This is a genomic window from Flavobacterium sp. HJJ, from assembly GCF_015351475.1.
In the GTDB taxonomy this organism is placed as follows: domain Bacteria; phylum Bacteroidota; class Bacteroidia; order Flavobacteriales; family Flavobacteriaceae; genus Flavobacterium; species Flavobacterium marginilacus.
Genome location: NZ_JADKPR010000018.1, coordinates 88620 through 114198, shown reverse-complemented (window position 1 = coordinate 114198; position 25579 = coordinate 88620). Strand labels below are relative to the sequence as shown.

The window sequence follows — 25579 nt, the reverse complement described above, 5'->3', positions numbered from 1 at the left end:
CAAAAAAAACAATCGGTTGTGTAAAAGTATTAAAAAAATAATGCCAGCAAAAAATTTAAACGGTTTTTTCTGTAACTGATTTAGTCTTAATTTTTAAAAACCTTTTTCTTGCCAATTTTGTTATTTTCCAATTCTTTTAACTGCATAACACTATTGTAGGCCTTTTTGGGTTTTAAATTAGTATCAAACAATAATGGATAATTTGTTCTTCCTTTTATCGGCCAGTCATTTAACCAAGACTGCCCATCATGTACTCCCCAGAATGTCACGCGGCTGATTTTATCTTTATGCTTAAGAAATAATTTAAAAATTGAAGCATAACGTTCTGCCAATTTATTCTGGATAGAATCAGGCAGTGTTTTCGGATAAGGATTCATTTTTGCACTTCCCTCAAAACTCTGATTTACATCTGCTCCTTGTAAATCCCAAGGATTAGGCAGTACCGTAATATCCAGTTCAGTAAAGGCAACTTTAACACCCAATTCAGAATAAGCCAAAATACTTTTTTCAATTTCTTCTAAGGACGGGCTATCTAATCTCCAGTGTCCTTGAATACCAACACCATCAATTTTTCCGCCATTCGCTTTTATATATTTAACCAATTTGATTGCGCCTTCTCTCTTTTTTGGTTCACAGATATTATAATCATTATAATACAAATCAACTTTAGGGTCTGCTTGTGCCGCAAGTTTAAAAGCATCTGCTAAATAACTTTCACCAAGAGTATTAAGAAAAACTGATTTTCTATAAGTACCGTCTTCATTCAATGCTTCATTAACAACATCCCAAGAATTAATACGCCCTTTAAACTTGGAAACAATAGTTGTAATATGATCTTTCATAAATGCTTTCATTTCGGTACTGTCTTTAATTTCAGACATCCATCGGGCTAATTGGCTGTGCCAGATCAAAGTATGTCCATGAATAAACATTTTATTCTTTTCTCCGTAAGCTACAAACTTCTCGGTCATTGCAAAATCATACTTATCTTTTGAAGGATGAACAAACATCGACTTCATTATATTCTCGGCAGTAATTGCATTAAATTCTTTTCGGATTAAAGCGTCAGCCTTAGCATCTTTTTCTTCAATCTGGCTGACATTCAAAGCAGTTCCAATGTAAAAGTCACCTTTAAAACTGTTTTTTAAAGAAGCCTGAGCCGTTTTTGTGTTTTGAGAATTACAGATGCCTGATATGAAAAGAACCCCAAGCAGTATACTGTTATTTATTAATTTCATTATGTATATGTTTATTAGATAATATTAAAACTATATTTTTTTTAAACCTTCTCAGCACTTAAGCTGTTTCATTAATTTCCGGGTGCAAAAGGAAATTTCAATGATTGAAAATATTCTAAAGTCTGCACTGATTTTTCAACTCCTTTCGGCAGTTCTTTGCCAGAATACTGCTGAAAATATAACAGACAGGCATCACGCCACCATTTTGCTTCTTTATATTGAATATTCAATAACATCTGCACTTCCTTAAACCGTTCGCCGTCTACATATTTTTCGGCTGTATTCCAAGTCTCCTGCATTTCTTTCACTTGGTTTACACCCTGCTGATATTTTAAAGCCATTCCATCCCATAGACTGTTGCCGTCTTTTAGCTTATAATCCCAGGAAACGTGATGAAACCAAAGCAAATACTCTTCAGGACATGTCTTTACATTATCAAAAATTCCTGCTGCTTCTGGTGCATACTGTGAAACAGCATTGGTACCGTTTTGGGATCTGTCGAAACCTATACCGTTTTTATCTGCTTTGTGATAATAAACAGGATTCCATTCCGGTCTTGACAAATTACCAACCCACGGTCCTGGTCCATAGTGATGACCGGTATCCATAATATGATGAAGACCCAATGGTGTCATATAATTAACTACTGCTTCGCGGGATGTTATCATCATATTTTTTACTGGGCGAATAAATTTGTCTTCATTTGAAAAAGTACATCTCAGCCATTCATCAGCAATTGTTTCTGAATCTAAATAGGGATTCCAAGCCAATCTTCCGAAACCGTACCAATTTGCCTGCGCAAAAGGGTGTCCAGTCCAATTCAAATCATTTCCTATATTAGCAACGCCAGCAATACCTGTAATTTTATTTTGATACAAAGAACCATCAATTATTTTTGCAACTGTAGACCCTTTGCCTTTTTGATACGTATCCGATTCTAAAACTTCTTGAAATAGTTTAGGCAGAAAAACCAAATGCGTACTAAATCCTAAATATTCCTGTGTTATCTGGAATTCCATCATTAAAGGTGTTTTTGGCATAGCGCCAAATAATGGATGAAAAGGTTCTCTCGGCTGAAAATCGATTGCTCCATTTTTTACCTGAACAATAACATTTTCTCTAAATTTTCCGTCGTAAGGCTGAAATTCTGCATAAGCCTGCTTCGCTCGGTCATTCACATCATGCTCAGAATACACAAATGCTCTCCACATCACAACTCCTCCAAAAGGAGCTACAGCATCTGCAAGCATATTGGCTCCGTCAACGTGATCTCTGCCATAATTCTGCGGTCCAGGCTGACCTTCTGAATTTGCTTTTACAAGAAATCCTCCAAAATCTGGAATTCCAGCATATATTTCTTTGGCTTTTGCTTTCCACCAATTTATTACTTCAGCATCTTTTGGATCTGCAGTTTTTAAACCTCCAATTTCTATTGGTGCTGAAAAGCGGGCTGTTAAATATACTTTTATTCCATAAGGTCTGAAAACTTTGGCAAGAGCTTCAACCTTTTCTAAATATTGAGGTGTCAGAATTAAAGCATTTGCATTTACATTCGTCAGAACTGTTCCATTAATTCCTATCGAAGCATTGGCACGGGCATAATCAATATAGCGCTGATCTATAAAATCCGGTAATTTGTGCCAATTCCACAAAGAGAATCCTGCATAACCGCGTTCTACTGTCCGGTCTAAATTATCCCAGTGGTTTAATATACGGATATTCGTTGCAGGTGAATCTGCAATATTCAGTTTTTCAATGCTTTTATTAGTCTGAATCAATCTCAAAAAATTAAAAACACCATACAAAACACCTACGTCTTTTTTTGCGCTAATAACAATATGCTTTGCGTTATTAATATTGATGGATTTTACAATATAACCTTCGTCATTTATTCGGTTAAAATCAGATTCTATTATTTTCAGGATTTCAGGTTTTAAAGAAGCTTTTGAACCTATTATAATATTGTTATTCCCTTCTGATTTTTCACCAGCATTGATTTTTTTTCCAAGCATAGCATTCAATGCCGACTGCAGTTCCTTTGCAGCAATACTCATTGTTTCGGATTTTCCTAAGACAGTAATTCCCTGAACATTTGATAAATATTCCGTTTTTAAATTCAGATCAGTTACTGTATTATATTGAAGCCATAATTTGTAATCCTTTTGAGCAGATGCGCACCATGATATTCCAAATATTAGAACAATCATTCTCAAAAAGTTTCTTTTTTTATGTTTCATTATTTGTTGTTTTCTATATTTCTAATTTATGCATAAGTATTTTTCGATGCAGTCATTATTATTTTAATATTTTTTTATCAAAAAAAATACATTTTACAAAATAACCAGTCTTATGCAATCGGTTGTGTAAAAATATAAGTTTGTGTTATAAGAAAAAAATTTTTGTCTGTTTTTTTTCAAAAAAAAATCTGCTTGAAACCAATTTTGGTCAAGCAGATTAAATTCGCACTATTTTTATTAAATAATTTATAGATTTCTATTGGACGATTCGCGCACAAGAACCTCGGTATTAAGGAATGTAATCTCTTTGGCATCGTCCTTTTTTACAGAATTAAGACTGGTAATTATAATTTCGGCCGCACTTTTTCCCATCTTTTCAGCAGGATGCGTAATTGTAGATATATTTGGGTCGATTATCTGAGAAATAGGGTCATTATTAAACCCAATAACAGCAATGTCTTCAGGAACTTTTAAACCTCTTTTTTTGGCTGTCTGCACAGCACTTACAGCAATTATATCTCCAGGTGCAAAAAGGCCATCAGGAATTGGGTCTAAATCAAATAATTTATTGCTTGCCTTTACCCCTTCTTTATAAGTAACCGATTTTAAATTAATGATCAGATCTTCATCTACTGGAAGATTATGATCTCTTAAGGCTTCAACATAGCCTCTTTTTCTTTCACTGTATAGGTTACCTAATTCAGAACCGGCTGTTAAATGCGCAATACGCACACAGCCTTGCTCAATAAGATGCTTGGTGGCTTTATATCCCGCCGAATAATTATCGATGACTACTCTAAAAGTATTGTAATCCTTAGGAACCCTGTCAACAAAAACAAGTGGAATTTTATTATTAGTAAACTGCTGAAAGTGTGAAGTATCTTTAGTCTCCATTGCCAATGAACAAATTACACCGCTTACTCTATTGCTGTATAAAGACTTAGCCATATTTACCTCTTCATGATAAGAGTCATGTGACTGCATAATAATAACCGTATAATCCGATTTCTGAGCTGTAATTTCGATACCGCTGATTAAAGAGGATAAGAAGGGCTGTGTAACAGTAGGTATTAACACTCCTATTGTCTTAGTATTATTACCGCGAAGACCAGCAGCAAGGGTATTAGGTACAAATCCCATTTCCTCAGCGGTTTTTTTAACCTTTTTGATGGTTTTATCACTAATAGTATGATGATCTTTTAATGCTCTGGAAATAGTAGACGTAGCTAAATTTAGTCTTTCAGCTATATCATAGATTGTTACATGTTTATTTTCTTCCATTAACTCAATACAATTTAAATGTAAATATAAGTAATTTAGAAACATTCCTCAGAATCGTTAAATAAATTTTATTTGCTTTATAACTAAATCTTCGAATAATTTTATTCATTACTTACATTATAAACACTGCAATCAACAAATTTTATTTTAAAATAATTAACTAAAAAAAGGCTCATCTTGGAAAATAAATTATAATCATCCAAAATTTAATTTGAGATATTTTTCATTATTTTTTTTCTTCATTCTGCTCTATATTGTCTTTTAGCCCTTTAATCTATTATATATCAATATAATAAACCACACTATCTAATAATACCTTATTTCATCATTATTTTTAATAAATAATAATTTTATTTTTTAATGCTAAAACGTTTTAGTCTGTTTGCATCGGCACTTATATCATGGATTTATTCTCTTGTTGTTGATACTAGGTAAACAAAAATTATTTTATAACTATTCGAATAGGCAATAATAATTTTATCTATTGTTACAATAAACTATTAGTTTTAATAAAGCCCTTAAATTTAATCTGGTTCATACAATATGTACATAAATACCATAATAAATAAAGACAAACAATACCATTACCTATTAATAAGTTAACCAATTACAAATGAAAAAAAACAGATTACTTAATCCAATTTTAATATGCTTATTATTATTGCTTAATGCAGCAATAGCGCAGCAAAAAAATGATAAGAAAGCTACAGAATTTGATATCAGCTGGATATCTGATGAAAAAGTGTTCGCTGTAAATAAAGAAGAAGGACACGCTACGTTTTTTCCTTATGCCAATAAGGCAGCCATGAAGGCAGATAAAAATTACAATACTACATGGCTAACACCTACTCAGGCTATGACAATGAACCTTAACGGATCATGGAAGTTTAAGTGGGTAAAAGGTACAAAACAAGGTCCTGATTCCAGCGAATTTCAAGCTTCTGGCTATGATGACAGCGGCTGGGACGAAATCAGAGTACCGATGAGTTGGGAGATGGACGGCCGTTATAACAAACCTACCTATAACAATACAGGTTATCCTTTTAAAAACGAGCCTCCATTTGCAAGAGAGGGACATGAAGATCATGGTGTAGTCGATCATAATGCTACTGGCTTCTATCGCCGTAATTTTAAACTCCCAGTTGATTGGAACAACAAAAATGTATTTATTCATTTCGATGGTGTATATAGTGGCGCTGCGGTTTGGGTAAACGGCAAATTTGCAGGTTACTCACAGGGATCAAACAATGATGCAGAGTTTGACATTAGCAATTACGTAAAACAAGGTGAAAACCAAGTTTCTGTACGTGTTTATCGTTGGACCGACGGTTCTTATCTGGAAGGTCAGGATCAATGGCGTTTAAGTGGTATTCACCGTGATGTTTATCTTGTTGCTACACCGAAAACATTCGTTCGTGACCATTACATTACTGTATTGAATCAGAATGAGAACGCAACAAGCGGTAAATTAAACGTAGCGCTAGACATTGATAATCGCAATGGAGAGAAAAGCACTAAAAATTTCAAAGTTGAATTGGTTGATGCCAAAGGCAAAACTGTCGCTTCTAAGGAACAGGCTGTTACTGTTTCAGATGCCGCCCCACAGGTTAATCTTACAACAGAATTATTGAATGGACTTACGGCTTGGAATGCCGAAAACCCTTATCTCTATACTATAATTATCAGCCAAATGGCGAATGGTAAAGAAGAAATGGTATTCTCTACCAAATATGGCTTCCGCAACATTCAAGAGGTAAATAATGGCGATAATCATTATATTACCATTAACGGCAAACGCATCTTCTTCAAGGGTACAAACATACATGACACTCATCCACTATACGGTCGCTATGTAGATGTTGAAACTATGCTGAAAGACATCACTCTAATGAAGCAAGCCAACCTTAATATGGTCCGCACAAGTCATTATCCGCGTCAGGCAAAAATGAATGCGATGTTTGATGCTTTCGGTCTTTATATAATGGATGAAGCGGACCTTGAATGTCATGGTAACCAGAGCTTAACAAAAAATCCAAGCTGGCGAGATGCTTTTGTAGACCGAAACATACGAATGGTACGCAGAGACCGTAATCATTCAAGTATAATTTTCTGGTCTCTTGGAAATGAAAATGGAGATGGTAACAACCTGAACGAAGCCTATAAAGAGGTTAGAAAAATAGACAATCGTTACATACACTGTCACGGCAACGATAGCAGTTCGGATATGTATTCGGAAATGTATACGAGTGTAGATGCAGCAAAAAGATTAGTAAACGGTAAAAACGGAAAACCGTTTTTTATATGTGAATATGCGCATTCCATGGGACAAGCTGTGGGTAACCTTACTGACTACTGGAAAGTGATTGAAGGCAGTAATGGTATCCTTGGTGCTTGTATATGGGATTGGGTTGATCAGGCACTTTACGATCCTCTTAAAATTAAGCAAGGAGATCTGGTAAACAAAGATGGATTCCACGCATGGGCTACCGGTTATGATTTTGATAATTACGTTATCAATAACCCTGGACGCTTCAACGACCGTTCATTTCAAGGTAATTACCTTAACAACGGTATTATTACTCCAGACCGTTCCTGGACAGCTAAACTTACTGAAATTAAAAAAGTATATCAGTATGTAGAATTTTCTGGTTTAACATCCGATAACAAACAAGTAAACATTAAGAATAAGTATCCGTTTAATAATCTTGCAGATATGTTCTATCTGAGTTACGCTGTACGCAAAGATGGTGTTGTAATTGAAGAAGGTAAGGTTGCTGATATAAATATTCCATCCGGAGAATCACGATCGATTAACGTACCTTTTAAACTGGCAATTAATGACGATTCTGAATACACGATCACAGTTAGCCTCTGTTTAAAAAACGCCACTATTTGGGCTAAGCTTGGCTATCAGCTGGCTGATGAACAATTTATTCTAAAAAAACGTGGAAATTTACCATCCATTACCGCTAATGGTACACTAAATATAAATGGTAATAAGGTAACTGGCGAAAACTTTTCGGTAGAGTTTGACAGTAACGGTGCAATAGAAAGCTATATATTCAATGGTCAGCAACTTATTGCCAAAGCTCCAGAATACAATGATTACCGTCGTATAGACAATGATACCGAAAATAAACAATATGAAAAAGACAACGGTGATTCTGGGGATCGTAAGTACGACTATGCTGCAACAGGTATTAGCAATCATAATATTAACACTAATCTTACCCAGCAAGGAAATAATGTAATCCTTTCATCAGGAGCAACTGGATGGAAGACAAACTACTCTGTAAATTATACTATCTATCCTAACGGTATGGTAGATATGGAAGTGAAGTTCGACCCGCAACGCAGAGGCCTTCGCCGTCTTGGTTTGGGTATGCAGTTTGCACAAGGATTTGAAAATGTGGAATACTACGCAAAAGGACCATTCTCTAATTACAAAGACCGCCAAACAGGTTCATACTTAGGACGCTATACTACTACTGTAGATAAAATGGTAGAAGAATATATTCATCCGCAAACTTATGGTGATCACCAGGAATTGCGCGAACTTATTCTTACCAACAAAGCTAGCAAGGTGAATCTGAGAATTAAAACTCAAGGAATGGTATCTTTCTCACTTAGTCACTATGACGAACTAATGTGGAACCACAGTACTCATTACGAGCGTTTGCACTGGGCAGATTTAAAACGATACGATCAAGTATTCGCTCATTTTGACTACTGGCATCGTGGTATTGGTAACAACAGCTGTTTCTCTGACTCTTGCCTGCCACAGTATGAAGTTCCTTACCCAGGCAATGATCAAGGTGGTGACCTCTCTTATACTTTGCGTTTTATGCCAGAAAAAATAAAATAATTTAAATTGATAAAAAAATAAGGAATTGTTTTTGAGGAATTGCTTCTCTATACATAAAAAAACATTACCTAAATTTTATTGCATTATTAAAAAAAGAATCGAAGTCTCAAAACTTCGATTCTTTTTTTTTGTACCTATTTCAGTTTTTTACTATAGCCAACATCCAATATTTTATCAAGACGTGGCAGGGGTTTCCTGCAAACGCACGCCATATTCTCTAAAAGACACTTTTATCAATCGGATCAACAGTGTTTTTTGCATGAGGGATCGAAACGGCATCCTTTTCTTTTCCTTCTTTAGGAAAAGAAAAGATACAGTGGAGAGCCCGACCTCGTTGTCAAAAATGTTATTATGAAATCAAAAATTAATTAACGAGATCATGCCCTAATTACTCTTCTTATAACTCAAAATGGCCAGGGTATTAAAAATAATTGCAAAAATAATCAGAGCTGTCAGTTGTGAACCCAATTCGAAAATACCGCTTCCTTTCAGGTAAACCAGACGCATTACCTGCATAAAATATTTCAGCGGGTTTAATGAAGTGATGTGCTGCGCCCACTGAGGCATGCTTTCGACTGGGGTAAATAATCCGCTGAGCAATATCAGGATCAGCATAAAGAAAAACACCACAAACATAGCCTGCTGCATGGTATTGGAATAATTGGATATGACTAAACCAAAACCTGAAACACCAAAAATATAGATGGCTGCGAATAGGTAAATAGTAGTCAGATTTCCAGCAGGAATTAGTCCATAAGCCAGATAGGCAACACCAAAACAAATGGTCAGAATCACAAATCCGATAATCCAGTACGGTATCAGTTTGGAAATGATAAACATGGTTTTGGTTACGGGTGTTACATTAATTTGTTCCATAGTACCGCTTTCTTTTTCTCCTACGATGTTCAGTGCGGGCAGAAAACCGCATAACATGGTGAGCAGCATAACCATTAAGGCAGGAACCATATAGATGCTATATAAAAGATGCGGGTTGAATTTATTGTGTGGCACAATATCAATGATTTGAACAGCTGAAGCCGACATTTGCGAAGGGCTTATCCACTGGCTTCTGATCTGGTTCGAAAAATCGGCAATAACGCTTGATAAATAGGCACTTCCCAGACCTCCTTTGGTTCCGTTAACGGTATTGGCAGCAATCAATACTTTGGCATTTTGATTTCGTACAAGGTCTCTTTCGAAATTTGCCGGTATCTCCAAAACAATATCGGATTGATCGGTTTCGATACTTTTTAATGCCTGATTATAATTTGCGGACACATCGGTTAATTTAAAATAACCGCCCGATACCACCTTTTGGATCAGCTGTCTTGAATAACTGCTGTGGTCATTATCGACCACACAAAGGTTGATATTCTTGATTTCAAAATTGGCAGCCAAAGGCAGTACCAAAAGCATTATGAATGGATACCCTATTATTAATCTCGGCAGGAATGAGTTTCTGAGAATCTGTTTGAATTCCTTTTCTAATAAAAATTTCAGCATAATTACTCCAGTCTTATTTTAAATTTTTTCAAACTAACGATAACTAAAACCAATGCCATTGCGCAAAGCACCAATACTTCTTTCCAAACCGACTCAATCCCTACACCTTTTATCATAATATCTTTTACAATAACGATAAACCATTTGGCAGGAATAATATTCGAAATCCACTGCAATACAATAGGCATGTTTTCAGTAGGGAACATCATTCCAGAGAGCAACATTACAGGCATCATAAAAACCATTCCCGAAACCAGCATTGCTGCCAATTGTGTATCGGTAATCGTTGAAACCAACAGCCCCAAAGAAAGGGAAACAATAATAAAAATCAAGCAGACAATGATTAACCAAAACAAGCTTCCTGCAATAGGAACACCCAAAACATACACTGACAGCAACAGTACTGTTACCAGATTTACACAGGAAATAAAAAAGTAAGGTACGGCTTTCGCCAAAATGATAAAAATCGGTTTCATTGGCGAAACAAGTAATATTTCCATAGTTCCCAATTCTTTCTCCCGTACAATAGCGATAGAAGTCATCATTGCACAGATAAGCATTAATATCATCCCCAGCACGCCAGGCACAAAGTTATAAGCTCCTTTCATCTGTGGGTTGTAGAGTAATTTTGTTTCCGGCTGAATCTGGTAAGGCATATTGCTCTGCCCCATCAAATCACGCTGATAACTGCCAATAATAGCCGATGCATAATTGGTTAAAGTAGTGGCGTTATTTGGGTCGGTAGCATCGGCAAGCAGTTGTATCTGTGCTTTGCCTGTATGTATTAATGTTTCATTGAAACGCTCACCAAATACAATAACAAGCCCAATTTTCCCATCCTTAAAAGCGTCATTCAATTCAGATGCACTGTGTAAATATCGGGACACTTCAAAGTAATCACTGGCTTTTATACGCTCGATAATCCGTTGTGAAGAAATGTCTTTGGATGGGTCGTAGATTGCTATTTTGGCATTTTTAACTTCTGTGGTAATAGCAAATCCAAAAAGAACAATCTGAACAATCGGCATCAATATCAGAATCAGCATCGTTCGTACATCTCGAAAAATGTGATAAAATTCCTTTCTTACAAATGTGAAAAATTGTTTCATATCTATTTTTTTCTTTATTGAATGTAGAGACGTTGCAGTGCAACGTCTCTACATTTCAACATCTGTTAATCTCCTTTTCGTGTTGCCTTACGTGCCAATTTCTGAAAAACTTCATCCATGCTTACTGCTTCAAACTGTTTTTTGAGGTTTTTGGGTGTATCCAAAGCTTCAATTTTTCCATCTACCATAATAGAAACCCTGTCACAATATTCGGCCTCGTCCATATAATGAGTCGTAACAAAAACGGTAATACCATCGGCAGCAGCCTTATAAATAAGTTCCCAGAAATGTCGTCTTGTAAAAGGATCAACGCCTCCTGTTGGTTCATCCAGAAATACGATTTTAGGATTATGAAAAATTGATACCGAAAAGGCTAATTTCTGTTTCCAGCCCAATGGCAGATCTTTTACTAATGTATTGCGTTCGCTTTCAAAGTTTAAAGTTTGAAGTAATGTATCCGTTTTGTGTGCGATACTTTTTCCATCCATACCATAAATACCAGCAAACAGGCGGATGTTTTCCCAAACTTTCAGGTCATTGTACAAAGAAAACTTCTGGCTCATATAACCAATGTTTTTCTTAATCATTTCAGGCTGTTTTTTGACATCAAAACCTGCTACTACTCCACTGCCTTCAGTTGGTATGCTTAATCCACACAGCATTCGCATAGCGGTAGTTTTGCCTGCGCCATTGGCTCCGAGGAAACCGAATATTTCGCCCTGTTCAACTTCTAAGGAAATTTTATTGACAGCAGTAAATGCACCAAATCGTTTCACCAGATTATTTACTTCAATTACTTTCATACTTCAGCAGTTTTCATAATATCGTTTCCTAAGTCCATAAAGAAATCTTCTATGGTGGCTGTAATAGATTCGATATGAATTTCTTTATGCCCCTTTTCAGTTAAGAACTGTGCCAATTCATCCATAGTATAGTTTTCATTTGCAATGGTAACGTGAAGATTTTCTCCAAAGGCAAAACAGCTCAGGACATTTTTATTAGACCTTACATCATTCAAAAGGCTGTGCATATCAGTACTTTGAACCGCCCACAAAATGTTATCAAATTGCTTGATAATATTGGCAGGAGAATCAATTTTTAAAATTTTTCCATCCGTCATAAGTGCAATTCTGTCGCACAATGTGGCTTCATCCATATACGGTGTGGAAACCAAAATTGCGATGCCTTGCTTTTGCAGTCTTTTGAGCATGTCCCAAAATTCTTTTCGGGAAACGGGATCGACACCTGTCGTAGGTTCGTCCAGAAATAAAACCGATGGTTTGTGAATCAAAGCACAGCTCAATGCCAGTTTTTGCTTCATTCCACCTGACAAAGCACCGGCGCGTCTGTCTTTAAAAGGTTCTATCTGTTCGTAAATCTCTTTTATCAGATGGTAATTTTCTTCAATTGTGGTATTAAAAACCGTTGCAAAAAAAGTAAGATTCTCTTCAACGGTTAAATCCTGGTATAGAGAAAATCTTCCAGGCATATAACCAACGTGGTTACGGATTTCCCTGAAATCCTTTATAATATCTAAATCAACAACTGAAACTTCACCGCTATCGGGTAATAAAAGTGTGGTCAGAATACGGAACAAGGTTGTTTTTCCAGCTCCATCTGGTCCTATTATGCCAAATATTTCGCCCTCACCTACCTCAAATGAAATATCATCCAAGGCTTTGTGTTTGGCATAGCTTTTAGTAATATGTTTTACAGAAACAACGTTCATTTTTTAAAGGTTCTAAGGTTCTGAGCTACTAAGTTTTTAAGTTTAAAATTCGACTTACTTAATTTTAATTTCACCGTACATTCCAATTTTTAGATAACCATCATTAGGAACAGCAATTTTTACTGCATAAACCGAGTTAGCTCTTTCATCTTTTGTCTGAATGGTTTTGGGAGTGAATTCGGATTTGTCAGATATCCAGCTGATTGTTCCGGCATATTCCTTGCTTTCTTCTTTACCAAAATCAACGAATACTTTTACCTTTTGACCTATTTTAATTTGCGAAAGCTGACTAGAAGTGATATATGCTCGCAATATCATATTTTTTACATCGGCAATTTTATAAAGAGGTTTTCCTATCATTGTCATCTCAAAAGCGTTGGAATATTTAACCAATACCGTTCCGTTTATCGGATTAATGATGCTACATTTTTTTAATTGGTCATTAATCTGCGCCATTTGAGCATTAACCGTACTTCCTTGTTCATTAAGTGATGAAGTTGTGGTGTTCAGACTGCTTTTTTGTGCGTCAATTTTTGATTGTATAACAGCAATTCGGGTGTTGGCATCATCCAGTTGTTTTTTGGAAGCTACATCACCGGCTACTAAATTGGCAATACGTTTTTTATCGCTGACTGCGTTTTTGAGTTCTTCCTGCAAAGAAGCAATCTGGGCAGTAACATCGGGTCTTCCTGACAGAATTGCTTTTTTATTTTGTGACAGCTGTACTTTGTTCAAATGCAATTGAGTGCTGTCTATGGTTCCCACTTGCTGGTTTTCTTTTAATAAATCGCCCTCGTTTATATTGAGAGCCAGAATCTGACCGTTGGCTTCCGCAGAAACAATTACTTCTGTGGCTTCAAAAGTTCCTGAAGCATCATTTTCATTTTTTGTATCCTTGCACGAAAACAAGAAGAAAGTCAGGACTGCGAATGGTAGTGTTTTATAGTTCATCTCTATATATGTTTAATCGTTTAAAGGTTGAATTGTTTAAAAGTTTAATCGTTTAAAGGCAGAATTGATTAATCGTTTTAAATTCACAATTTATAATTTACAATTCACAATTATTATCAATTCCCTTTTATGGTTTTATAATTGTACAAGCTCATAAGCAATTGAACGTTATGTAAAGCTTTATTGCTTCGTGCCTCGCTTTCCTTGTTCATGGCGGTAATCAAATCATTCATTGGGGACATATCGTTATCCTTTTTCAGCTGATAGGCTTTTGTGATTTTTTCTTTCAGCAGCACTATTTCGTCATCTTTGGCAAGGATGGCTTTCTGTTTTTCAATTTCGGTTGAGGCCTGTTGTAATTGAAGATTGTTGGTAAACAAAAAGGTATTCTGCTGATTATTGATTCGATCCTTTTTGATTTTCTCCAATTCCCTGTTGTTCGATGATTTGTAAAGCCCGTGCGTGTCCCACGACATACTCAATCCGGCAACAGCCAGCGATGAAACATTAGAAGTCCCCAGATTCATTCCTGGAGTTATCAGGATGCCTGCGCCGAGCAAACCTACTTTAGGCATAAGCGAAACTTTGTCCATAGCAGATGAAGCTTCAGTCAGTTTTATTTGATTGGCATATAAACTCAGTTCAGATCTGTTATTGGTTAATGAAGCGTAATTCTCAACAGTTAAAGGTTTTTCGAGTTGAACATCTTCTTTGAGCGGTTCTCCAATCATATACGAAAGCATTTCGACATATCCTTTTCGGGTAAATGTGAATTCAATTTTCTTTTGCTCCAGCGATAAAATTTCAGCTTTGACTTCGTCCACATCCGACTGATATCCTAGTCCGTTGTCTTTGGAAAGTTTTGCATTTTTCAGTCCGCGATTTAGATTATCATTTAGGATATTCAGTTGATTTAATTGTTCGTCAACAACTAAAATTCCAAAGTACAATTGATTTACCCGTTCCCTGATGCTGTTAAAAGCTACTTCTGTAGTTGCTTTGTCCACTTCCGCACTTGCTTTGGCTATATTTTTTTGAGCTTTTGTAGCGCCACCGTCATAAATATTCTGAGTGATTTGGGCAATTCCTGCAACAATATAATCTTCTCTATTAGTTCCTGGTGCCTCAGGCAACCCTTTGATAAGATAACCTCCAATAGCTGTTACGCTAAATTGAGGAAGCCAGGCTTTATTAGCATTTGAAAGAGTATAATCAAGTGATTTTGAAATAAGGTCGTATTCCTTGATAAGTGGATAATTTGCCTTCGCTTTTTCCTGACACGATTCTATTTTTAATTGGGAATACAGGCACGAAATTGGAAAAAAAAGCAAAAGTGTGAGAACCGTTTTTTTCATTTTACATCCTTTGTTTGGTTTATTAATGTAACGGTACAAAATATCATTTTGCACCATTTATTTAGATTCTAAAATTGCTTTTACCCATATCGGAATTAATTCTTTCCGTTCTTTCATTAGCAAAGCAAATGATTCTTCATTCGTCAAACCCGAAAATAACATCATCGGCTTGGCAACAAATGGGAAAATTGTCATTCCTAAAATAGTTATCAGAAAATGAACGGGATTAATGTCGCTTCTTCTTTCCTTTAGCTGATTCATAAATGAAGATTTCGAAATGACATTATCAAACGGGATATCCTTAACCATACCTGTATTTTGCTTTCTGATTTCGTTCAGCACAAAAATGGGTAAATCAGGACTTTCGGAAAGTACTTCAATATAACCGCAAACAACCAATTCGATTTTTGTTTCAAGCGAAGTGGCAGTATTATTTAAAATTGGTACCACAACACCAAACAGTTTTTGAAATTTTTCCTTCATTATTTCGTCAAAAAGTTTCTGTTTGCTTCGAAAATAGTAATTCAGCAATGCCAGATTAATACCCGCTTCTTCGGCAATATCCCTAGTACGGGTTCCTGAAAATCCTTTCTGCATAAAGACCTTTCGAGCCGCTTCTTTTATTTTTTCTTCAGCAGATTGTGAATCTGTTTTAATTTTATGAGACATGAATTTCATCTTAAATTTCATTCTAAAATTAAGAAAAAAAATAATTTAAACAAAAATTTTAATCAAATGATTAAAAATAAAAAAACCTTGCTCAAATTTCTTTAAACAAGGTTAATATTTGTGCTGAGACATTACAGCATTACCAATAATAACTTAAAAAATCTTATGGTTTAGCTAAATGCAATTGAGCAATGGAATCCGTCAGCAATTTGTGTGCAACAATTTTAAATTTTGTGTTCAAATCAGCACCAACACCTATTATACCACCATCTCCAACAATTACAGGGATGTAATTGAAATAGATATCAGTCACTAAATCATTTTCTAAAAATTCATTATAGATATTGGTCCCGCCACCAACAATGATTTCTTCATATCCTTTATCTGAAAGAAATTTAACAGCCTTTTCAGAACTGCTTATCACAGTAACCCCTTCTATTGAAAGATCGGATTGAGATAAAATTACTACTTCCACATTAGGAAAGAAAGCCTTTAAACCTCCTGGAAATTGCTGTATAACATCGAATGTTTTTCTGCCAATAATTAGGTTTCTTTTGTATTTGCTTCCTGAACAAAAAAGCCCAATGCATCTTGTGGTGCCTCGTGAGCAGGGTTTCCTGCTAACAAAACTTGTCCATTAGCCGAAATATTTGCAATCAATATTACTTTCATCATTTTTGTTTTTTTTATTATTAAGTTACAAAATTATTAGATATTTACTTTACTTTTGATATCCGTTACCTTTAGGAAAGTATTAATTAAAATGCAAGGCATGGGCACAGAGAAAGATGATATGGAACAACACAAACAAAAATCTTTAGCGTTAAGAGATGCAATAGAGTTATTGAGTGGCAAATGGAAATTTTGCATTATACAAAATCTACTTTCCAACAAAACAATGAGATTTAAAGATTTGCAGGAAACTGTTGTGGGAATCACTCCAAAAGTATTATCAAAAGAATTGCAGCAACTGGAACAAAATAAGCTCGTGATCCGAACAGTAAATGATACCAAGCCAGTTACAGTTTCATACGCTGTAACTAAACATGCTCATGAAACGCAGCCAGTTATCAATGCCTTATTGGAATTCGGTACTAAACACAGAAAAAAAATCAAAGGAGAATAAGCTTTTTCTTGCAACACTATTTACAATTTGCGAATTGAGATTAAACTGTTAAAATTTCAATTAATTAATTATATTTGCGCCGTGTTAAAATTATCCTAATTTCAATCTGGAATAGTTCTGATTCAACATTTATAAAATATTTATTTTGAATCCCATCAAAATTGGTTTTCTTTCAATCAGCATTTAATTCAGAAAATGAATCCATTCAAAACCGCTTTATCCACCATTTTACTTTTACTTTCACAAAATATTATTTTTGCCCAGGGAGCTAAAGAACTACAGATAACTCAAAATCAGCTGCCTAAATTCATTACTCCAAATTCCATCGCCTATTCAGATGCTCAAATAGGAAAAACATACAATTATGATATGCTTACGCTGGGAGACAGTACTGCAATGCTAAAAAACGGAAGTACTTATCCGCCAGACCACAAAGATTATAAACGATTAGGGATAACAACTGGAATGTATGCAGGAACTGCTGTCATTGCTTTTGGAATACTATGGGCTATGCCGGAAAGCGCCAGTAATTGGGACAAAGAAGAAATTAAAGAAAAAGGGATTTTATGGAAATGGAAAGAAAATGTAAAAGCAGGACCAGTTTGGGATGAAGATGACTGGGTTCTTAACTACATAACTCATCCCTATTCCGGAGCTGTATACTATATGACTGCAAGAAGCAGCGGTTTTACTATTTGTGAATCCTTTCTGTATTCAGCATTTATGTCTACCTGCTTCTGGGAATACGGAATCGAAGCTTTTGCCGAAATCCCTTCCAAACAAGACCTTATCATAACTCCAGTACTAGGATCTATAGTAGGTGAAGGTTTCTTTTATGCAAAAAAAAGTATTCTGAAAAACGATCACCGAGTTTTAAAATCAAAATTTTTAGGATACACTTCTCTGGTTTTGATGGATCCGTTTAATACCATACTGGATGGTTTAGGTTATCAGGAAAAACTAAAAACACAGCTGAATGTAGCTCCGATAGGTTTTGATAGAGGAGGTAATAAAGCTATTTGGGGACTAAACTTCAGCATGCAGTTTTAATTAATTAAGAACTTTTAATACACTGAAAATATTTTTATTAAATCGTTTCTGTCATTAAAATCTAAAACAAAATTTAACCAGCAAACAGCAAAAAAAAAATCAGATTTTAACATTGGTGATAAAAAATAATTATTACTTTTATTCAGTGCTAATCAATACTTTAAACAAAACTACCGTTAGTTATTAATTCAGATTAGCATCGATTGTTCACTAATTTATTAACCATTAAAAATAATTTTTTTGAGTGAATTTAAAATTATTGCCGCTTTTATTTTTATGGTTTTAAATTATATAATTTTTCAAAAAACCATTTTAAAATATAAGCTGGTAAATAAAGCCTCTGTTAAAAAATTATAACTGATAAAAAAGTAACACCTAGGGGTTCAGTAAAAGATTTACAATTCTACTAATTTTCGGTATAGAAAAAAACACAGAATGTAACTTTAAATGTATAAATAAACCAATGGTTTTAATGTGAAATTTGGTCTTTGATGATTAAAACAGCACCCTTTAATTTACAGGCAATCCATTTAATAAAGTGATTTACGAACAGTAAATACTGGTACGCATATACCCATAGTATTAAACGCGGTTAAACATACTTTTGAAAATGTACAAAAGAGTTTTACTTTTAATTAAACCTATAAGGTATAAATAAAAGTAAAAAGAGAAAGACTAGCTAAAATAACTAGTCTTTCTTTTTTTATTCCTTTACCAGATAAATTCCGTCTTCCTTTATTTCGATAAGTTTTTCTTTGTATAAAGCCCCAATTGCCTTTTTAAAGGTCTTTTTACTCATTTTTAGCACCGTTTTAATATCTTCGGGATGCGAATTGTCAGTTAAGCGCAAAAAACCTCTGCTGGCTCTCAATTCATCCAGAATTTTTTCTGCATTAGGTTCTATGCTTTGATAGCCTTGAATCTGTAAAGCTACATCAATCTTATTATCAGGTCTGATATTTTTTATATACCCGCGCATACGGTCACCTGTAAGTATCGAATCATCATAAACCTCATCTTTATACAGCAGACCTTTGTGTTTTTCGTTGATAATAACATTGATTCCCAATTCTGTAATATGCGAAACAATTAGATCAACCTCTTCACCTTTTTCAACAGTCAGATGATCGTTCTTTAAAAACTGGTTTAACTTGCTTGAGGCTACCAAACGGTTTGTTTTTTCATCCAAAAACAAATACACCAGATAACGTTTTCCTTTTTCCATAGGACGGGCCTGCTCTTTGAACGGAACCAAAATATCTTTCTCCATTCCCCAATCCATAAAAGCCCCAATCTGGTTGATATAATTCACTCTTAAAAGAGCAAACTCATTCAGAAAAATATAAGGTTCCAAAGTGGTAGCGACTGGACGCTGTTCATGATCCAGATAGGCAAAAACAATAAGTTCTTCTCCTATTTCAAATTCATTGGGTACATATTTATTTGGCAAAAGTATATCGTGTTTTCCTTCCGGGTCTTTTTCTGGGTTCCCTAAAAACAGACCAACCTTGGTATCACGTAATATGGTAAGTGTATTGTATTTTCCTATTTCAATCATTATCTTGAGATTCTACGCCGTTTTTGACGGACTGTTTTATAAAATGCAAAGATACAAAGTTTAAACGAAGAAATGTAAGGAGATTTCCTGATGCAAAATCTCCTTTAGAAAAATTTTATTTGTTTTTAACCAATGTAATATCATCAATCATACAAAAGGAATCTGCTTTGGCAGAAGCCAAAAACCCGATTTCGATACTTCCATTTTTTATGGCAACATTTGAAATAGAGAAGGTTTCCCAAACGTTATTTTCTTTGGTAATTTTGACATTAAATGTTTTTTTATTACTTACTGCATACATCATCAATTCATCAAAACCATTTGAGTTTTTTACTCTAGCAGTCAAAGTATACAAACCATCTTTTAAAGCAACATAAGGAGACGAAGAAATAATCTGCTTAATTTTTCTGCTAAAATCTATATTATCACTTATCTGCAGACTTTTTTCACCTGTTACTTCTTTTCTGTCCTGTTCAGTATTAAAATAATTTAAAGTTGGTGAACTTGCCTCGGTTGTACTTATTTTGTTTCCTTTAATGATTTCTGTATTCCATCCTAAAAGCTGTTCTTGAACTGGTTTAAAATTACTTGGTATTTTATTCCGATCGGCTTCAAAACTGCCATTCATTACAAAATTATTATCTTTTGCTACTGTCCATTCACCCGTTTTTTCGTCAAGATTCCATGAGCTCAATGAATTGAAATACGGCACAGCACCATCAAACGATAATGGAAACCATTGATTATATCCAAGGCCATTTCCAGCAAAATCGGCCCAGCGGTCACCACAATACAAAACCGTTTCTTCTTTTTTCCCTTTTATAGTGTAAAAAAAGCCAGTTTGTGTAACATGAGCATAATCTGCTGCAGATCCTTTCATGATCTGCATATCATTTGCCGGTGTATAAGGCCCACGAATGTTATCTGAAACCAAATAATAAGCAAACGAAGAATCCCAGCCATAAATATTAGAAGCAGCCATATAATACTTATTTTTGTATTTGAACATACAATTTCCTTCTCGGCTTTCTCCTTCAAAAACTTTGCTGCAGTCTAAAAGATTAATTTTTCCGTCGACAACTCCAATTTCAGAAACATAAATTTTATTGCGTCCCTTTCCATACGAATAAATAAGATATGATTTACCGTCATCATCAGTAAATACGGTTTGGTCACCTGTATTTGTGGTTCCAATTAAAGGCTGCATATTGATTTTTTGATGCCAAGTAAAATTGCCCGTTGGAGAATCAGCCAAAGCAATAAGTACTTCTGAACCATGCTGTACAAACATAGCGTACTTATTCATTTCCTTAATAAATGTAACTCCAAGACGTCCTACCCAAGTTCCCTTTCCTTCAGGATTTGTTACTGCCTTTGTCAAAACATCTCCCTCAGCATTCCAATTCACAAGATCAGTAGAACTATAACAGGTAACCGACTCAAATGTGGCATTTTTTAATGTAACCGAAGGATTTTTTCGGTAAATATCGGCTTCTTGGTATTGAACTCCGTACCAATAATATTTTTTTTCGCCTGTTTTTGGGTCGGGAAAACGAAAGATTCCTCCTCCTTGACTGTAGATTGGCGTTCCTTTTTGAGTATCCCAAAACACATCATTTTTTATGTTTTTTAATTGTGCATCTGCCATTAAGGGTAAACCCAGAAAAAATATTATTAAAAATATATTCTTCATTTCCTGTTTCAATGTATCCGATTGATTCATAATGATTATTTTGATTTTCTTTTCAATGCTAAAATAAATCCAATGTTTTTACAAAATCATCCTGTACTGTCCCGAATAACTTTTTTAATCAATTTTAATCGGTTCAGCCGCTTAACAATTGACTAAATTTTATAAACTGAAATGACACTATCAGCTATTTGACATTTCGGTTTAGCCACAATTTCCCTTAATTTACTGCAAAAAAAAAAACGCCTCAATGAGACGCTTTTCAAATAATAATCAAAACTCTAACTGTAAGCACTTTCCCTTCCAAAATGAAGAGTTAACAAATAGTAAACAACTGCACGATATTTATTTTTATTAGACTCTCCATATTGCTTTAATACAGCATCAATTCCTGCTTTAAGGGCTGGAGTATCAGGTAAGCCTAGTTTTTTAATCAAAAAATTTTTCTTTACAGTGACTATTTCTGATTGCTGTGTTCCAGCAATAACAGATGAATCAGGATTATATATAGACGGACCGCAGCCTATTGTAACTTTAGTTAATAAATCCATATCTGGATTAATCCCGCATTTTTCTTTTAAGTCTGCTGCGTACTTAATAATTAATACATCTTTTGCGCTCATAACAATAAAATTAAGTTGGTTAACCTTTTTTATAACTAACTCAAATTTAGTGATTTATTATTTATGTGTGCGATTTTTATTCATTATTTTTTCATAAAATTATTATTTATTGAATTTGAAAACAATTTTATCCATAAGATTGTTCCTGCGTAATATTTAAATCTAATTACTACAAATTGTATTAACTCTAAAAAAAGGATATCAAAAAAATATCATTCTTAAATATTGAAACTAAAAATTTCTAAACTCACAAAAAATCATAAAAAATTACAGAAAATACTTTTAAAAAAATTATTTCTTAATTGTATAATAAATCTTTTTTACAACTGGAATTCCAGTACCTGTAATTCCCTCTAAAGCGACTTTTACTTTCGTTTCGACACCGCTGTTAAAATAATTTAAAACAGCATTGCCTGTTTTATCAGGATGCACATACGGATTCCAATAAATTGTGTTTCTTACAGCCGCTTTATCATCCAGTTCTAAATTCGGTTTTTCCGGATTGGGTACATAAAAAATACGTGCTGTATAAAATCCTTCCAATTCTTTCTTAATAGAATGAAAAGTTTCTTTTTTAGGCTTATTACCAGCATTCCCATTTGTAGTAATTGCGATAACACCATTTGCCGCCGCATTTCCATAATACGCTGTCGCCTGGGTGCTTCTGACTGCGTCTATCTTTACAATATCATTATTTTGAAATAATAATGGATAAAATTTGTCTTTTGATAAATATACGCCAACTAGAATAAAGAAAAACACCATTTTTTTTTTATGTTAACTCCTTAAAATACTGCAACAATACAGCATCATTTTCCAATGTTGGTGTAAAAACTTCCAAAATTATGGGATTATTATTTTGCAGATACAATGATTCCAATCCGTTTTTCAAACTAGTTTCATCTACAGCTGTCATATAATCCAGACCATACATCTTTGCCAAATGCTCTGCAGTCAGATTATGGAATGTTTCAAAAAAAGTATTAAAAACAGGAGTTTCCGAATGACCCGGCAAAATCCTAAAAATCCCTCCTCCACCATTATTAATCAGAATAATTTTGAAGTCTTTCGGAATATAATTGTTCCAAAGTGCATTGCTGTCATATAAAAAACCAATATCGCCAGTTATAAAAACAGTTAGTTTACCATTTCCAACCGCAGCTCCAATCGCTGTTGAAGTACTGCCGTCGATACCGCTAGTTCCTCTATTGCAGAATACTTCAATCGATGAATCTATCGGAATCAACTGTGCATAGCGGATAGCGGAGCTGTTACTTATCTGCAGCTGGCTGTTTTTAGGAAGACTCTCAATTACTTTCTCAAAAACCTTGAAATCTGTAAAAGGGATTTTGGACAAATAATTATCATGTTTTTCTTTACGGAATTTTCTAAGCGTATCCAATCGGGAAAAATAATCACTCTCCACTTTTGATGTCAATGGCAAAAAGGCATTAAAAAAAGTATTGGGATCCAATTTGAAATGTTTTGTCAGACAGCCAAAAGTATCGTACGCTCTTAATGTATCAATGTGCCAATGGTGTTTTGGCTGGTATTTTCGCAGGAAAGCCTTAATACGTTTGGAGACAACCATCCCGCCAAAAGTGATTAAAATTTCTGGACGAAATGCCTCAAAATCTTCAGCTGTAAAAGGTGTAATGATTGTATCTATGCTAGTAATAAAACTTTCGTGGTGCACATTCGAAGTATTCTCGGTCATCACCGCCACCGATTCCTTTTGAGCCAAAGCTTCAATCGTTGTTTCAGAAATTGAATTAGGTTCGTTAACACCTATCAAAACCAATTTGCGGGAAGTTTTGTTCCAAATGTCAGCGTATTGTTTTAAATCTTGCAAATCAACAGTCTGCGGTTCATTTGCGGAAGCGAAAACTTTACTATTAACACTTAACTCGGAAACAGTTTCGTACAAAGGTTCTTCGAATGGAGCGTTAATATGAACCGGTCCTTTTTTGTCAATTGCAGTATTAATCGCTTCATTTATTTTTATGTCGTTTTCTTCTGAAGCGTCTTCCAGTAAATTAGCATTGTACAGCGAATGGTTTGCAAATACGTTTTCCTGACGAATGGTTTGCCCGTCGCCAATATCGATCTTGCTCTGCGGTCTGTCTGCCGAAATCACAATAAGCGGAATTTCGCTGTAGAACGCTTCCGCAAAAGCTGGATAATAGTTCAGCAATGCCGAACCCGATGTACAAACCACAACTGTAGGCTTGCGCGTCTGCTGGGCAATTCCCAGAGCAAAAAAGGCGGCAGCACGCTCATCGGCGATGCTGTAACACTGAAACGCGGGATTACTGGCAAAACCTATCGTGAGAGGTGCGTTTCTGGAACCTGGAGATATGATAATGTTGGTGATTTCTTTGGATAAAAAAATTTGAAGTAGGCTTTGTGCTAATTGTATTTTGGGATAAATCATTTAAAAGGTTTAAATAGTTTTGAAAAGATTTGGCGAATTTTGTGCCAAACGAACTCCTAAAAGCTGTTTTGCAAAGTTACAAAGTTGCCAAAGCATTTCTGCTGATTTTAGTTATATTTTCATAATTTTGGACTACAAATAATTAAAAATGGAAATCAGATTAAGACCTTACCAAATCCAAGACACAGAAGCAATATTAGATATAATCAATTATAATATTCTAAATTCAACTGCCTTATACGATTATAGCATTCGGACTTACGAACAGCAAAAGTCTATATTGGAAGATAAAATCAATAAACATTTTCCCGTAATTGTAGCAGAAATAGACGGTAAAGTGGCTGGTTTCGGAATGTATGGCGAATTTAGATTTCGGGAAGCCTATAAATTTACGGTAGAGCATTCCGTGTATGTTGACAATGATTATCAAGGAAAAGGAATTGGAAAAATTTTATTGGCTGAGTTAATCCAGCTGGCCAAAAATCAAAAACTCCATACAATGATTGCCGTAATTGATGCCGAAAACCAAAGCAGTGTTGATTTCCACGGAAAATTTGGCTTCAAAACGGTTGGAATTATCAAAGAATCAGGTTATAAATTCGATCGTTGGCTTGATTCTGTATTTATGCAGCTGATATTGGAAAATAAGTCATAAAGTTTAATGTCATAAAGTCAAAAGTCTCGTAACTACTAAAAAAATGAAATCATTTTGATTTACGACACATAGATTAATTATAGACAATCTTTTTAAAACTTTATGACTTTATGACTTTCGTCTTTATGACTTTAAAGTACCTTTGCACTTTTATAAATACTATGAGTTTTACACTGCTTTCTTCACCTTTACAAGGATTTACCGATTTTCGTTTTAGAAATGCTCAAAATAAATATTTCGGAGGAATAGACACTTTCTATTCTCCTTACATCCGATTGAACGGAAAACTAGTTATAAAATCATCTTACGAACGTGATTTACTGATCGAAAACAACAATACTCTAGAAGTGATTCCACAGGTTATTACCAATGATGCTGAGGAATTTGTATTTGTAGCAAAATATGTTCGAGAATTAGGGTACAAAGAGTTAAATTGGAATTTAGGCTGTCCTTATCCAATGGTTACTAAATTTGGAATTGCAATAAATACGGACTAATTTTACTCT

General features: G+C 34.7%; 21 protein-coding genes and 1 pseudogene. 5 read left to right on the top strand and 17 right to left on the bottom strand.

Annotated elements, in window-relative coordinates:
- Positions 1-86: 86 nt before the first annotated feature.
- The 3 genes from IRZ80_RS14755 to IRZ80_RS14745 form a co-directional block, all read right to left on the bottom strand.
- The gene (locus tag IRZ80_RS14755) at positions 87-1238 is read right to left on the bottom strand and encodes an endo-1,4-beta-xylanase (protein ID WP_194642342.1); all 1152 of its coding nucleotides are present in this window, start codon (positions 1236-1238) and stop codon (positions 87-89) included.
- Between the two features lie 71 nt (positions 1239-1309).
- The gene (locus IRZ80_RS14750; protein WP_194642341.1) at positions 1310-3475 is read right to left on the bottom strand and encodes an alpha-glucuronidase family glycosyl hydrolase; all 2166 of its coding nucleotides are present in this window, start codon (positions 3473-3475) and stop codon (positions 1310-1312) included.
- A gap of 246 nt (positions 3476-3721) precedes the next feature.
- The gene (locus tag IRZ80_RS14745) at positions 3722-4756 is read right to left on the bottom strand and encodes a LacI family DNA-binding transcriptional regulator (RefSeq protein WP_194642340.1); all 1035 of its coding nucleotides are present in this window, start codon (positions 4754-4756) and stop codon (positions 3722-3724) included.
- 613 nt (positions 4757-5369) lie between these two features.
- Between IRZ80_RS14745 and IRZ80_RS14740 the strand changes: the two genes are divergently transcribed.
- Positions 5370-8621 (top strand): glycoside hydrolase family 2 TIM barrel-domain containing protein, encoded by a 3252-nt coding sequence (locus IRZ80_RS14740; protein ID WP_194642339.1) that lies wholly within the window; start codon positions 5370-5372, stop codon positions 8619-8621.
- 384 nt (positions 8622-9005) lie between these two features.
- Here the strand turns inward: IRZ80_RS14740 and IRZ80_RS14735 are convergent, their stop codons facing one another.
- From IRZ80_RS14735 to IRZ80_RS21150, 9 genes are all read right to left on the bottom strand, one after another.
- Positions 9006-10124 carry an ABC transporter permease gene (locus tag IRZ80_RS14735; RefSeq protein ID WP_194642338.1) on the bottom strand — a complete coding sequence of 373 codons (1119 nt, stop codon included), beginning with the start codon at positions 10122-10124 and terminating at the stop codon, positions 9006-9008.
- Positions 10125-10126: 2 nt separating this feature from the next.
- Positions 10127-11233 (bottom strand): ABC transporter permease, encoded by a 1107-nt coding sequence (locus IRZ80_RS14730; protein WP_194642337.1) that lies wholly within the window; start codon positions 11231-11233, stop codon positions 10127-10129.
- A 65-nt stretch (positions 11234-11298) separates the two neighbouring features.
- On the bottom strand, positions 11299-12036 hold the full coding sequence (locus IRZ80_RS14725; RefSeq protein ID WP_194642336.1) for an ABC transporter ATP-binding protein: 738 nt from the start codon (positions 12034-12036) through the stop codon (positions 11299-11301).
- Positions 12033-12962: an ABC transporter ATP-binding protein gene (locus IRZ80_RS14720; RefSeq protein ID WP_194642335.1), complete on the bottom strand. Its 930-nt coding sequence runs from the start codon at positions 12960-12962 to the stop codon at positions 12033-12035. Before IRZ80_RS14720 ends, IRZ80_RS14725 begins: the two co-directional genes overlap by 4 nt.
- 54 nt (positions 12963-13016) lie before the next feature.
- Positions 13017-13913 (bottom strand): HlyD family secretion protein, encoded by an 897-nt coding sequence (locus IRZ80_RS14715; protein ID WP_194642334.1) that lies wholly within the window; start codon positions 13911-13913, stop codon positions 13017-13019.
- Between the two features lie 116 nt (positions 13914-14029).
- Positions 14030-15268, bottom strand: coding sequence for a TolC family protein (locus tag IRZ80_RS14710; protein WP_194642333.1), 1239 nt, complete (start codon positions 15266-15268; stop codon positions 14030-14032).
- A gap of 57 nt (positions 15269-15325) precedes the next feature.
- Complete coding sequence (locus tag IRZ80_RS14705) at positions 15326-15937, bottom strand: TetR family transcriptional regulator (RefSeq protein ID WP_194642332.1); 612 nt, start codon at positions 15935-15937, stop codon at positions 15326-15328.
- 163 nt (positions 15938-16100) lie between these two features.
- Positions 16101-16454 carry a dihydrofolate reductase gene (locus IRZ80_RS14700; protein WP_317174771.1) on the bottom strand — a complete coding sequence of 118 codons (354 nt, stop codon included), beginning with the start codon at positions 16452-16454 and terminating at the stop codon, positions 16101-16103.
- A gap of 26 nt (positions 16455-16480) precedes the next feature.
- Positions 16481-16612 (bottom strand): hypothetical protein, encoded by a 132-nt coding sequence (locus tag IRZ80_RS21150; protein WP_255549689.1) that lies wholly within the window; start codon positions 16610-16612, stop codon positions 16481-16483.
- A 97-nt stretch (positions 16613-16709) separates the two neighbouring features.
- Here IRZ80_RS21150 and IRZ80_RS14695 point away from each other — a divergent pair, with 97 nt between their 5' ends.
- Positions 16710-17063 (top strand): winged helix-turn-helix transcriptional regulator, encoded by a 354-nt coding sequence (locus IRZ80_RS14695; protein ID WP_194642331.1) that lies wholly within the window; start codon positions 16710-16712, stop codon positions 17061-17063.
- Between the two features lie 195 nt (positions 17064-17258).
- A complete protein-coding gene (locus IRZ80_RS14690; protein ID WP_194642330.1) occupies positions 17259-18113 on the top strand; it encodes a DUF3943 domain-containing protein in 855 nt (284 codons plus the stop codon).
- A 703-nt stretch (positions 18114-18816) separates the two neighbouring features.
- Here the strand turns inward: IRZ80_RS14690 and IRZ80_RS14685 are convergent.
- The 5 genes from IRZ80_RS14685 to menD form a co-directional block, all read right to left on the bottom strand.
- Positions 18817-19671 (bottom strand): S1 RNA-binding domain-containing protein, encoded by an 855-nt coding sequence (locus tag IRZ80_RS14685; protein ID WP_194642329.1) that lies wholly within the window; start codon positions 19669-19671, stop codon positions 18817-18819.
- Positions 19672-19786: 115 nt separating this feature from the next.
- Positions 19787-21394 carry a family 43 glycosylhydrolase gene (locus IRZ80_RS14680; RefSeq protein WP_194642328.1) on the bottom strand — a complete coding sequence of 536 codons (1608 nt, stop codon included), beginning with the start codon at positions 21392-21394 and terminating at the stop codon, positions 19787-19789.
- A gap of 248 nt (positions 21395-21642) precedes the next feature.
- A complete protein-coding gene (locus tag IRZ80_RS14675) occupies positions 21643-21984 on the bottom strand; it encodes a DUF2853 family protein (RefSeq protein WP_194642327.1) in 342 nt (113 codons plus the stop codon).
- 291 nt (positions 21985-22275) lie between these two features.
- Positions 22276-22749, bottom strand: a complete 474-nt coding sequence (locus IRZ80_RS14670; protein WP_194642326.1) for a hypothetical protein — start codon at positions 22747-22749, stop codon at positions 22276-22278.
- A gap of 7 nt (positions 22750-22756) precedes the next feature.
- Positions 22757-24418 carry a 2-succinyl-5-enolpyruvyl-6-hydroxy-3-cyclohexene-1-carboxylic-acid synthase gene (gene menD, locus IRZ80_RS14665; protein WP_194642325.1) on the bottom strand — a complete coding sequence of 554 codons (1662 nt, stop codon included), beginning with the start codon at positions 24416-24418 and terminating at the stop codon, positions 22757-22759.
- Between the two features lie 148 nt (positions 24419-24566).
- Between menD and IRZ80_RS14660 the strand changes: the two genes are divergently transcribed.
- Both IRZ80_RS14660 and IRZ80_RS14655 read left to right on the top strand, forming a co-directional pair.
- Entirely contained in the window at positions 24567-25073 is a 507-nt protein-coding gene (locus tag IRZ80_RS14660) for a GNAT family N-acetyltransferase (protein ID WP_194642324.1), read from the top strand.
- Between the two features lie 161 nt (positions 25074-25234).
- Positions 25235-25552, top strand: a pseudogene (locus tag IRZ80_RS14655) (tRNA-dihydrouridine synthase); the annotation flags it as partial.
- Positions 25553-25579 lie beyond the last annotated feature (27 nt).